General features: G+C 34.1%; 11 protein-coding genes. 9 read left to right on the plus strand and 2 right to left on the minus strand.

All coding sequences use genetic code 11. The annotated features are described in order from the left end of the window. From FLACOL7796_RS14005 to argH, 5 genes are all read left to right on the plus strand, one after another. Window positions 1-372: GxxExxY protein (locus tag FLACOL7796_RS14005; RefSeq protein ID WP_173971387.1), on the plus strand; the 372-nt coding region annotated here is incomplete at its 5' end. An 83-nt stretch (window positions 373-455) separates the two neighbouring features. Then, window positions 456-1403, plus strand: a complete 948-nt coding sequence (locus tag FLACOL7796_RS14010) for an N-acetylornithine carbamoyltransferase (protein WP_173971388.1) — start codon at window positions 456-458, stop codon at window positions 1401-1403. 99 nt (window positions 1404-1502) lie between these two features. Further along, window positions 1503-2279 (plus strand): acetylglutamate kinase, encoded by a 777-nt coding sequence (argB, locus tag FLACOL7796_RS14015; protein WP_173971389.1) that lies wholly within the window; start codon window positions 1503-1505, stop codon window positions 2277-2279. A gap of 276 nt (window positions 2280-2555) precedes the next feature. Next, window positions 2556-3626, plus strand: a complete 1071-nt coding sequence (locus FLACOL7796_RS14020) for a M20 family metallo-hydrolase (protein WP_173971390.1) — start codon at window positions 2556-2558, stop codon at window positions 3624-3626. Between the two features lie 176 nt (window positions 3627-3802). Further along, window positions 3803-5083: an argininosuccinate lyase gene (argH, locus tag FLACOL7796_RS14025; RefSeq protein WP_173971391.1), complete on the plus strand. Its 1281-nt coding sequence runs from the start codon at window positions 3803-3805 to the stop codon at window positions 5081-5083. Window positions 5084-5163: 80 nt separating this feature from the next. On the opposite strand, the gene FLACOL7796_RS14030 is transcribed toward argH, so the two are convergent. Then, entirely contained in the window at window positions 5164-6225 is a 1062-nt protein-coding gene (locus tag FLACOL7796_RS14030; RefSeq protein ID WP_173971392.1) for a pectate lyase family protein, read from the minus strand. Between the two features lie 208 nt (window positions 6226-6433). Between FLACOL7796_RS14030 and FLACOL7796_RS14035 the strand changes: the two genes are divergently transcribed. Together FLACOL7796_RS14035 and FLACOL7796_RS14040 are read left to right on the plus strand one after the other, a co-directional pair. Then, entirely contained in the window at window positions 6434-7435 is a 1002-nt protein-coding gene (locus tag FLACOL7796_RS14035; RefSeq protein WP_173971393.1) for a DUF2157 domain-containing protein, read from the plus strand. After that, window positions 7432-8607, plus strand: a complete 1176-nt coding sequence (locus FLACOL7796_RS14040; protein ID WP_173971394.1) for a hypothetical protein — start codon at window positions 7432-7434, stop codon at window positions 8605-8607. The genes FLACOL7796_RS14035 and FLACOL7796_RS14040 overlap by 4 nt, the downstream gene beginning before the upstream one ends. Before the next feature lie 31 nt (window positions 8608-8638). Here FLACOL7796_RS14040 and ytxJ read toward each other — a convergent pair whose 3' ends face one another. Then, window positions 8639-9028 (minus strand): bacillithiol system redox-active protein YtxJ, encoded by a 390-nt coding sequence (ytxJ, locus tag FLACOL7796_RS14045; protein WP_173971395.1) that lies wholly within the window; start codon window positions 9026-9028, stop codon window positions 8639-8641. A gap of 206 nt (window positions 9029-9234) precedes the next feature. On the opposite strand from ytxJ, the gene clpB reads away from it, so the two are divergent. Together clpB and FLACOL7796_RS14055 are read left to right on the plus strand one after the other, a co-directional pair. Beyond that, window positions 9235-11838 carry an ATP-dependent chaperone ClpB gene (clpB, locus tag FLACOL7796_RS14050; protein ID WP_173971396.1) on the plus strand — a complete coding sequence of 868 codons (2604 nt, stop codon included), beginning with the start codon at window positions 9235-9237 and terminating at the stop codon, window positions 11836-11838. A gap of 148 nt (window positions 11839-11986) precedes the next feature. Then, window positions 11987-12478, plus strand: a complete 492-nt coding sequence (locus tag FLACOL7796_RS14055; protein WP_173971397.1) for a T9SS type A sorting domain-containing protein — start codon at window positions 11987-11989, stop codon at window positions 12476-12478. The last annotated feature ends 3 nt before the right edge of the window (window positions 12479-12481 follow it).

The raw sequence follows: 12481 nt of genomic DNA on the forward strand, positions 1-12481 counted from the left end.
GAGTTAACAGAAGTTATTATTAAAACTTTTTATGAAGTTTATAATGAATTAGGATATGGATTTTTAGAAAAAGTTTATCAAAATTCATTGTATTTAGAGTTAAAAAATAAGGAGCTTAACGTTGAAGCTCAGAAGAAAATCATCGTATATTATAAGGGACTAAAAGTAGGAGAATATTATGCGGATTTAATAGTGGAAGATTTAATTATTTTAGAATTAAAAGCAACTGATTGTATCGTAGTGGAGTTTGAAAATCAGATTTTAAACTATTTAAAAGGTACAGACTGCGAAGTAGGTTTACTTCTAAATTTTGGAACAAAACCAGAATTTAGACGAAAAATATTTGAGAACAATAGAAAATTAAGAATATAAAATCCGCGTTAATCTGCGTCTTCGCGAAGCGAATCAGTTTAATCCGCGTCCACCTTTAGGTAACAAATAAAAAACAAAAAGACATGAACTATATTTCAATAAAAGACATCGACTCATTATCAAAATGGGTAAAAAGTGCGTTAAAAATCAAAAAGAACCCACTTAAAAATCAAAAATTAGGTAAAAATAAAACCTTAGGAATGTTATTCTTCAACCCAAGTTTAAGAACGCGTTTGAGTACTCAAAAAGCTGCGATTAACTTAGGAATGAATGTTATGGTAATGAATTTTACCAACGAAGGTTGGACATTAGAGTTCGAAGACGGTGCAATTATGAATTCCGGTGCTTCAGAACACATCAAAGAAGCTGCAGAAGTAGTTTCTCAATATTGCGATATTATCGCTATCCGTGCCTTTGCAGGTTTGGTTGACAAGGAAAAAGATTATCAGGAAACAGTAATCTCAGGATTTTTGAAACACGCAACCGTGCCAATCGTAAACATGGAAAGTGCCGTTCGTCACCCAATGCAATCTTTGGCAGATGCCATTACAATGGAAGAATACAAAACAAAACACAAACCAAAAGTTGTTTTGTCCTGGGCGCCGCATCCAAAAGCTTTGCCTCAGGCTGTAGCCAATTCATTCGTAGAAATGATGCAGATGCAAAAAGACATGGATTTTGTAATCACACATCCGGAAGGTTACGAACTAAGCCCGGAAATTACGAAAGATTGCAAAATTGAATACGATCAAAATAAAGCTTTCGAAAATGCCGATTTCGTTTACGTAAAAAACTGGAGTAACTTCAATGATTACGGAAAAGTAACCAACAGCGATCCAAATTGGACTGTTACAGCCGAAAAAATGGCATTAACTAATAATGGAAAATTCATGCACTGTCTTCCGGTTCGTCGTAACGTAATTGTAAGCGACGAAGTTTTAGATGGGGAAAATTCAATCGTGATTGAACAGGCGAATAACAGAACGTATTCGGCACAATTAGTTTTACAAAAGATTCTTAAAAAAATGTAAATGAAGGTGCAAAGGCGCAAAGCTGCAAAGGTTCAGAGGTTTTTTTTTACGTACTGAATCTAAACTTTGTCCCTTTGTCTCTCTGAACCTTTGAACCTCATGAAAAAAGTTACTTTAATAAAAATTGGCGGAAACATCATCGATAATCCAACCGAGTTAGAACAATTCTTAACCGATTTCTCTAAAATCGAAGGACATAAAGTTTTAGTTCACGGTGGAGGAAAATCAGCTACAAAAATGGCTCAAAGTATTGGTTTGGTTCCGCAAATGATCGACGGACGCCGAATCACCGATGCGCCAATGCTTGATGTTGTCGTAATGATTTACGCCGGACAAATTAATAAACATATTGTAGCGCAATTACAGGCTAAAGACAATAACGCAATTGGTTTTTCTGGAGCTGATGGAAATTTGATTCAGTCAGTAAAACGAAATCACCCCACAATCGATTACGGATTTGTAGGAGATGTAAAACAGGTTAATACCAAATTATTAGCCACTTTATTAGAAACAGGAATCGTTCCCGTTTTCTGCGCCATCACTCACGATAAAAACGGACAATTACTAAACACAAATGCCGATACTATTGCGAGTGAATTGTCAATCGCATTGTCTGAAGTTTTTGATGTTACATTGACATATTGTTTCGAAAAACAAGGCGTTTTGCAAGATTCAGAAGACGATTCATCTGTAATAACCCAAATCAACGAAAAACTTTATAATAAACTAAAAGAAGAAAAAGTAATCCATTCCGGAATGATTCCAAAGCTGGATAACTGCTTCAATAGTTTGTCAAGAGGTGTTCAGAAAATCAAAATTGGGCATCATAAAATGCTTCAAAACCCTGACGTTCTGCATACAACGATTACTTTATAGAGAGATTGCTACGAATTACATAAATTGACACTAATTTTTTCTGTTTAAAGAGAAAATAATTTTAGAAGTACATAAAAAAGTTATTTTGATTTTAAATCTTTTACAAAAAGATAATTTGTGAAAATCACTGCAATTAGTGGCAAAAAAACAGAGCTTCGCAGTACTTTTAAATTTTAATTTAAGAAATTTGCGCAAATTAAAAATGTCACAGATTTAATAAAAACTTCGTGACTTTGTCCCGATAGCTATCGGGATAACGGTAAAGAAACCATAACTATGAAAAATATTGCAACGCTTACCCAGGAAGCAATTAGTTTATTAAAAAGCCTTATCGAAACCCCTTCTTTTTCAAGCGAAGAAGATCAAACGGCACTTTTAATAGAAAATTGGTTCAATCAAAACGAAATTCCTTTTAAAAGAGAAAATAATAATGTTTGGGCTTTCAATAAATATTTCGACGAAAATAAACCAACACTTTTACTAAATTCACACCACGATACCGTAAAACCAAATCAGGCCTACACCAATGATCCTTTTAAAGCCATCGAAAAAGACGGCAAATTATTCGGACTAGGAAGCAACGATGCAGGAGGATGTCTCGTTTCGTTATTAGCCACTTTTGTACATTTTTATGAGAATCAAAATTTGTCTCATAACCTTGTAATCGTAGCTTCGGCAGAAGAAGAAAGCAGCGGAAAAAATGGTTTAAATAGTGTTTTAAAACATTTACCAGAATTAGATTGCGCCATTGTAGGAGAACCAACATTAATGCAACTTGCTGTTGCTGAGAAAGGTTTGTTAGTTCTTGACGTAAAAGTAAAAGGAACCGCAAGCCACGCCGCGCATCAAAACGATGATAATTCATTATACAAATCAATTCCTGTAATGGAATGGTTTAAAAACTATAAATTCGACAAAATTTCAGACGTTTTAGGTCCCATAAAAATGACCGTAACGCAAATTAGTGCCGGAAAACAACATAATGTGGTGCCGTCAGAATGTGATTTGGTGGTAGACATTCGGGTAACAGATCGTTATACAAATGCCGAGATTCTAGAAGTAGTAAAAGCAAATGTAAATGCCGAAGTAACACCAAGATCAATGCATTTAAACGCATCGTCTATTCCGGTTGAGCATGGTTTAGTACAAGCCGGAATTGCTTTAGGAAGAACAACTTATGGCTCGCCAACACTTTCAGATCAATCGGTTTTAAGCTGTCAGTCTTTAAAACTAGGGCCAGGAGAAACATTGCGTTCACATTCAGCAGACGAATTTATTTTTGTAAATGAAATAGAAGAAGGAGTCGATTTATATATCAAAATACTAACAGATTTCTTTAAATTATAATATTTTTTAGGAGCTAATCCCGCTATCCGTTCCAATCTTTTGTGCCGAACCCCGGCACAAAAGGATTTCCACTACTATCGGGGCTAGAAACACCACCAGTATAAACAATGACATTAGGTCTAAATTAGAAAACAATCTAAGAAGTCTAAAATCTAAGAAGTCTAAAAATCTAAGTTATGAAACTTTGGGAAAAAGGAATACCAACAGATAAACAAATCGAACATTTCACCGTTGGTAATGATCGTGAACTCGATTTAGTTTTGGCAAAATACGATGCTTTAGGTTCTATTGCACACGCTAAAATGTTGGGGCAAATTGGTTTATTAACTCAGGAAGAAACCACTTCTTTGGTTGATGCCTTAAACGAAATAATTGACGACGTTGCAAAAGGAAACTTCGAAATCGAAGACAGTTTTGAAGACGTACATTCTAAAATAGAATATTTACTAACCGTAAAACTAGGCGACGCCGGAAAGAAAATCCATACGGCGCGTTCTCGTAACGATCAGGTTTTAGTAGATGTTCATTTGTACTTGAAAGACGAATTAAAAGCCTTAAAAGAACAAGTAAAAACATTATTCGACTTGTTGATGGAATCGGCAGAAAAACACCAAAATGTTTTATTGCCAGGATATACGCATTTGCAAATCGCCATGCCATCCTCATTCGGAATGTGGTTTTCTGCTTACGCTGAAAGTTTTATTGATGATGTTACGATGTTAAACGCAGCTTCAAAAATTGTTGATCAAAACCCGTTAGGATCTGCCGCAGGTTACGGAAGTTCGTTCCCAATCAACAGAACATTTACAACTCAGGAACTAGGTTTTGAAACTTTAAAATTCAATGCTGTTGCAGCACAAATGAGCCGCGGAAAAGCAGAGAAAACTGTTGCATTTGCAATGGCAAGTGTTGCAGGAACTTTATCAAAATTCGCCATGGATGTTTGTTTGTACATGAGCCAAAACTTTGATTTTATTGGTCTTCCAGCACATCTTACAACAGGATCGAGCATTATGCCGCACAAGAAAAATCCGGATGTTTTCGAATTAATCAGAGGAAAATGCAACAAGATTCAGGCACTACCATACGAAATCACTTTAATTACCAATAATTTACCAAGTGGTTATCATAGAGATTTACAACTTTTAAAAGAAGGTTTATTTCCAGCACTTCAAAACTTAAAAGCATGTTTAGATATTGCGATTTTCTCTGTAAAAGATATTACGGTAAAAGACAATATTTTAAAAGATAAAAAATACGATTATTTGTTTACAGTAGATACCTTAAACGAAATGGTTGTTGCAGGAATGCCTTTTAGAGACGCTTACAAAGCCGTTGCTGAACAATTAGAAGCAGGAACCTATCAATCTCCAAAAGAAACAAAACACACGCACGAAGGCAGTATCAATAACTTATGTCTGGAAGCGATTAAAGATAAAATGAAAGCCGCTTTTTAAAGCTTTCTCTTTAATAAAAAAAGCCGATTTGTATCCAATACAAATCGGCTTTTTTATGTAATAGAGTAATAGTATTATAATTAGCTTTTATTACTACAAGTTGTAGAGATCACAACACCTGAAGTTACCTGAAGCGTTGCTCCGGCACCACATGTTGCGTTAGTTACATATTGTTCCACTTTTCCAAGAGGAATCGTAGTGTAAGTATAAGAAGGTTTATTTACTTTGGTTCCAAAATCCATTGGACCTTTGCGACAACGATCAAATACAATCCCAACCGTTCCGCCATCTGTAATTATATATTCTTTAAAAACCTTTTCTACTTTTGCAAAATCAGTTCCTTCAACATAACAAGTTGAGTTTTTAATACCTCCACCTAAACCAATAGCCAAAGAACCAGATTCTGACGTATTGTAATAACAATTCAAAATATGAAGTTCTGCATTTCTGGCGCGTGGCATTCTTTGTTTACAACCTTCTGCCCAGTAACAATTCTTGAAAGTTATGCTGTAATGTCCGTCAGATGGAGAATCATTTTTGTTAGAGCCAATAAGATTACTAAACCTATGATCGTCTGCTCCTCCAGATCCACCAGCTTTTGGAGCTTTTAAATAGGTAAATTTACACCATGAAATAGTAACGTTATCGGTTTTTCCTTTATTATCAAAATTCCCGTCCTGACCATCCTGAAATTCACAATGGTCAACCCAAAGATTGGTACAATCGGCAGTAAGATTATCTTGGCCATCAATGTCATATGCGCCGGGACCTACGAAAACAAGATTTCGGATAATAACATTATCAGAACCCGGTTTTAAAGATAAAATACCCGCTCCCGGATTAGACTGGTTTTCATTGACCAGTTTAGCACCAGGCAATCCTAACAAAGTTTTATTGGTTACCATTTCATGAATAGGCTCACCACTCGGAATTGTAATTATTCCAGATATTAAAATTACTGCCGGCGATTTCGATTTAATTTCTGCTAATAAATCATTATAAGTTGTTACTGTAACGGGAGTAGAGTTTCCGCCTCCAGTAGTGGCTGAACCAAACCCTTCAGGAGATTCCATATAATAATTTTGTGCTATAAGAGAAGGCATACTCAATAAGAAAAAGAGTAAAAGCAGATTTTGTTTCATTTTATAATGATGTTTTTATTTGTGGTTTCTTTAGTTGATTAGTCAATTGTAATCGATTACACAAATTTAAATGATTAATCTTTACGATCAATCATTTTACTGAAAATATTAACGATTTAAAGAGTTAGATATTTATAAGTATTTTTTTACTAACTAAATATTCAATCAAAAAGACTATTTTTGATTTGTATGACTATAAAAGTAAATTATGAATAAGTTTGATGACCAGGCAACAAAATCGCTTTTGGATAAAAATCTAATAACTGAGAATCAATATCAGGAAATTACCGCCTATCGCAATTTAAATATTTTCTCGCTAAATGCAGAACTGAAATTGTTACTGTATTTATCGGTTTTATTGTTTACTTCCGGAATAGGGATTTTAATTTACAATAATATAGATAGCATTGGCCATATTGCGATTCTTTCTTTATTATTGATTGTTATAGTAGTTTGTTTTTATTATTGTTTTAAAAACTCAAAAGGATTTCAAAAACACGAAACTACTTTTGAGCATCCGGTTGTAGAATATCTGGCGTTGGCAGGGAGTATTTTAACGTGCATTTTTATAGGGTATCTGCAATTTCAATATCAACCATTCGGAACAAATTATAGATTGGCGACTTTAATTCCAACCATAGTGAGTTTCTTCTGTGCGTATTATTTCGATAATAAAAGTATACTGACTATTGCTATTACAGGTTTGGCTGCTTTTATCGGGCTTTCGGTAACACCACAGGACTTATTAAATAATAGTAATTTTTATCAGGATCAAACTTTAAGTTATTCTGCAATAATATTGGGCGTTTTACTTATTTTATGGACGATTTATAGTTCCAGAATTCAGTTAAAAACACATTTTAATCTTATCTATCTCACTTTTGCTTTGCATATTATTAGTGTTGCTACAATTAGCAGTTTGTTGGATTATTTCGAATATGGAATTTGGTTTTTATTTCTGATTGTATTGGTGGCATCTTCTTTTTATTTTTATAAAATTAGTCACGAACTTAAAGCAATTTCATTATATGTATTTATGATCATCTACGCTTATATCGGAATTAATATTTTCCTGGTCAGAATTTTTGACAGTATTAATTTCTCTGATGTTTGGGTATTATTTATTATGATCCTTCCGATATATTTTATAGGATCTATAATTATGTTTATTAAATTGATTAAAACCTTCAATAAAGAAATTGCAGCATGATAGTATACGATAAAAATTTATTAAACAATCTAGCTTTAGTAGAAGAGGCGAAAACTTTAGAATCTGCCGGTTTTATTAGCAAAGAACAAAAAAATCTAATAAAAAAGGAATTACCGGCTTTTAAGAGGCAAAGTAATCTTCTCGTACGTTTAGGATTCTTTTTGTTGGGAGCCTTTTTATATTTATCTGTATGTGGCGTAATCTCATTAATGGGACTCACGAGTTCTGGTTCTGAACATACTTTTTTTAATGTTTGTTGCTTTATATTCGCTGCTATTGGTTTTGCCGGAGCAGAGTTTTTGGCTGTACAAAAATATTACGGACACGGTTTAGATGATGCCTTTATTTTAGGTGCTATTTTAAATATAGGATTTGCTATTGCCATAATCACTGAAGGGTACGAGCTGCAAATAGCGCTTTTTGTAGCAATAGCTTCTTTTTTTATGTACAGAAGATATTTGCATTTATTGTCTTTATTGGTTTTCTGTATCGCAGTTACAGCAATTTTATTTTTCGGAATGTTCGAATTTGGAGATATCGCCAAAACGATCTTACCATTTGTAGCCCTGCTGGTTTCGGCTATATTTTACTTCTTAACAAAAAGAATGATCAATAATCTTAAAGACATTTATTTCTATAATGGTTTATTATTAGCCAATAGTTTCTGTTTGGTATTGTTTTATCTTTCATGTAATTATTTGGTTGTTAGAGAACTTTCGGTGGAGTTTTTAGGAAATGAAGTACTTCCGGGACAAGATATTCCGTTTGCTTATTTCTTTTATGCTTTTACATTTATAGTGCCGGCTGTTTATTTGGTTCAGGCTTTAAAAACAAAAGACAGAATTATGCTGTGGATCAGCTTTTTGGCTATCGCATTTTCTTTCTATACCATTCGATTTTATTACTCCGTTTTACCAATAGAAGTAGCGTTAACCCTTGGAGGATTAGTAATGTTTGCCATTGCTTATTTTGCTATTCGAAAATTAAAAGATAAAGAAAGCGGCTTGACTTTTAAACCGGATAGAATCAATAATTCAAATGCGATTTTAAATGCCGAAGCTTTAATCGTAGCCTCAACATTTGGCATGAAACCAGAAGTAAAAGGACCAGATTCTCCAATGGATTTTGGTGGAGGAGGATTTAGTGGAGGAGGTTCTGAAGGAACTTTTTAATTTTGTAAAAATCTTTTTACAAGAAAAAAAATTATATTTTTTCTTTTAAAGCCACAGCATCAATATCGCTGTGCGAAACATCATAAACAGCTTTTCCGTCTCTGATTAAGATTAATTGAGGAGATTCATGATATACATTAAATCTGCTGGCAATTTCGTTAGAAATATCTCTGTGCGCAATCAAATCTAAAAAATAAGCAGTAACGCTATCGTTTAAATCGTATTCACGCTCAAATTGTTTCAAAGCCATTCGGCTAATACTACATCTTGTACTGTGCTTAAAAATTACAACTGGTTTCTCATTTGAGATCGCTGTAACTTCTGATAATTGCGCAATATCTGTTAATTCTGTCCAATTAACATTGCTTTTTTGAGATTCTGTGTTCTCTGAACTTCCGAAGATTGAATTTAAAAAACTCATATTGACGTGTTTTATGACTTTTTGACGTGTAAAAATGATAAAAATCAGTTTTTTAATGTCATTTTGTCTGTATTTTTAGTATGGAATATAATTTGAATAATCAGATGCAAAGTTAAATGATTTAAACTTAAAAATTTAATCCAATAAATCGTAATTTTAATCATATCAAACTCTATAACTAACAATCAAACTTAAAACGTATACATATGAACATAAATAAATTTACAATTAAGTCGCAGGAAGCTATACAGTTATCTCAACAGTTGGCTCAAAGCAACGGACAACAACAAATAGAAAACGAGCACATTTTCAAAGCTATTTTTGAAGTAGACGAAAATGTTGCGCCGTTTATTTTGAAAAAACTAAATGTAAATGTTCCGTTGTTTTTACAAATATTAGACAGCACTATTCAAAGCTTTCCAAAAGTTTCAGGAGGTGATATTTTACTTTCCAGAGATGCAAACAAAGCCTTGAATGAAGCTGAGATTATTGCTCAGAAAATGAACGATGAATATGTTTCTATCGAACATTTGATCTTGGCAATTTTCGATTCAAAAAGTAAAGTTTCTCAGATTCTAAAAGATCAGGGAGTTACCGGAAAAGGTTTAAAAGCAGCGATCGAAGAACTTCGTAAAGGAGAAAGAGTAACATCGGCTTCAGCTGAAGAAAACTATAATTCATTAAATAAATACGCTAAAAATCTAAATGAATTAGCGCGTAACGGAAAACTGGATCCGGTTATTGGCCGTGACGAAGAAATCCGACGTGTGTTACAGATTTTAACGCGTAGAACAAAAAATAACCCGATGTTAATAGGAGAGCCAGGAGTTGGTAAAACTGCTATTGCTGAAGGATTGGCTCACCGAATCGTTGATGGTGATGTGCCGGAAAATTTAAAAGATAAAATCGTTTTCTCATTAGATATGGGAGCGCTGATTGCCGGTGCTAAATTTAAAGGAGAATTCGAAGAACGTTTGAAAGCTGTTGTAAAAGAAGTTACAGCTGCCGAAGGTGATATTGTTTTATTTATCGATGAGATTCATACGCTTGTTGGTGCAGGTGGAGGAGAAGGCGCAATGGATGCGGCCAATATCCTGAAACCAGCTTTGGCTCGTGGTGAGTTAAGAGCTATTGGTGCAACGACTTTAGATGAATATCAAAAATATTTTGAAAAAGATAAAGCCCTGGAACGTCGTTTCCAAAAAATCTTAATTGATGAACCGGATACTGAAAGTGCGATTTCAATTTTACGTGGAATCAAGGAAAAGTATGAAACACATCATAAGGTTCAGATTAAAGATGAGGCAATTATTGCAGCCGTTGAGCTTTCGCAACGTTATATTACGAATCGTTTCTTACCGGATAAAGCGATCGATTTGATGGATGAGGCAGCTTCTAAACTGCGTATGGAAATCAATTCGAAACCAGAAGAATTAGATGTTCTGGATCGTAAAATCATGCAGTTAGAAATCGAGATTGAAGCGATAAAACGTGAAAAAGAAGAAAGTAAACTGAAAATCCTGCGCATGGATTTGGCGAACTTAAAAGAAGAACGCAACGAAATCTATGCAAAATGGAAATCTGAAAAAGATATTGTTGACGGAATTCAAACCGTAAAACAAGAAATTGAAGATTTTAAATACGAAGCAGAACGTGCAGAACGTGAAGGAGATTACGGAAAAGTTGCTGAGATTCGTTACGGAAAAATAAAAGAAGCACAAGAACGTCTTGATGTTTTACAAAAACAATTGCAAGAATATCAATCAGGAACTTCTTTGATTAAAGAAGAAGTAACACGCGAAGATATCGCAGAAGTCGTAGCAAAATGGACAGGTATTCCTGTGATGAAAATGCTTCAGACAGAACGCGAAAAACTATTGCATCTTGAAGATGAATTACACAAACGTGTTGTGGGTCAGGAAGAAGCAATCGAGGCTGTAAGTGACGCTGTTCGTAGAAGTCGTGCAGGATTGCAAGACATGAAAAAACCAGTTGGTACCTTCTTATTTTTAGGAACAACCGGAGTCGGTAAAACGGAGTTAGCAAAAGCTTTGGCCGAATACCTTTTTGATGACGAAAATGCTATGACGCGTATCGACATGAGTGAGTATCAGGAACGTCACAGTGTGAGTCGTTTAGTAGGTGCACCTCCAGGATATGTAGGTTATGACGAAGGTGGTCAGTTGACTGAAGCCGTACGTAGAAAACCGTATTCTGTAATTTTGTTAGACGAGATCGAAAAAGCGCATCCGGATACCTTCAATATTTTATTGCAAGTTTTGGATGAAGGTCGTTTAACAGATAATAAAGGACGTCTGGCTGATTTTAAAAATACAATTATCATCATGACATCCAACATGGGAAGTCAGATTATACAAGACAAATTCGAAAACTTAAAAGGAAGCATTGAATCTGCTACAGAATCAGCAAAAGTTGAAGTTCTAGGATTATTGAAACAAACTGTTCGTCCGGAATTTATAAACCGTATCGACGAGATTGTAATGTTTACGCCTTTAACAGTAGAAAACATTTCGAAAATTGTGAGTTTACAACTTAAGAGCGTAACAAAAATGCTTGCCTTACAAGGTATTGCAATGGATGCTACACCAGAAGCTATCAAGTATTTATCTGATAAAGGTTACGATCCGCAGTTTGGTGCAAGACCGGTAAAACGTGTAGTTCAAAGAGAAGTACTGAATCAGTTGTCGAAAGAAATTTTAGCAGGAAACATCACTACAGACAGCATCATTTTATTAGATGCTTTTGATGGACAATTGGTATTTAGAAACCAAACCCATCATGAAGAATAATTTTTTTTTGATTTTAATATTTTTAAAAAGCATCAGTCGAAAGGCTGGTGCTTTTTTTTTGTCTTTAATTTTATAATTCTTCTCTTTTTAGTAATATTTTACGTAAGAATTAGTATATATTTGATTAGCTAATAATTAAAACTATTATATGAAAAGAAACCAACAAACTTTTTTACTATTATTTATTTTTTGCATTTCATTTATCGCTAGTAGTTATGCGCAGGAAAGCATAGTAGTTTCTGGCGGAAATGCAACAGGAAGCGGAGGCTCGTCAAGTTATTCAATCGGACAAGTCGTTTATGCTAGTTTACCAGGGTCAAGTGCATATGTTTTGCAGGGAATCCAACAACCTTATGAGATTATTACTTTAGGGAATGATGAATTTCAGGGAATAAATTTGGTAATGACAGCATATCCTAATCCTACAGTTGATGTACTTAATATAGTTATTGTTAATGATAGATTAGATGACCTGGCATATAATTTATTTGATATCAATGGGAAAATGATATCTGGAAATTCTAAGATAACAAGTTCTGAAACGAGTGTTTCAATGCAGGGATTGAATCAGGGTATTTATTTTCTGGGAATAACTACTAATAACAAAACAATTAAAACTTTTAAAATCATTAAAAAATAACAA

Source organism: Flavobacterium bizetiae, assembly GCF_902804475.1.
Taxonomy (GTDB): domain Bacteria; phylum Bacteroidota; class Bacteroidia; order Flavobacteriales; family Flavobacteriaceae; genus Flavobacterium; species Flavobacterium bizetiae.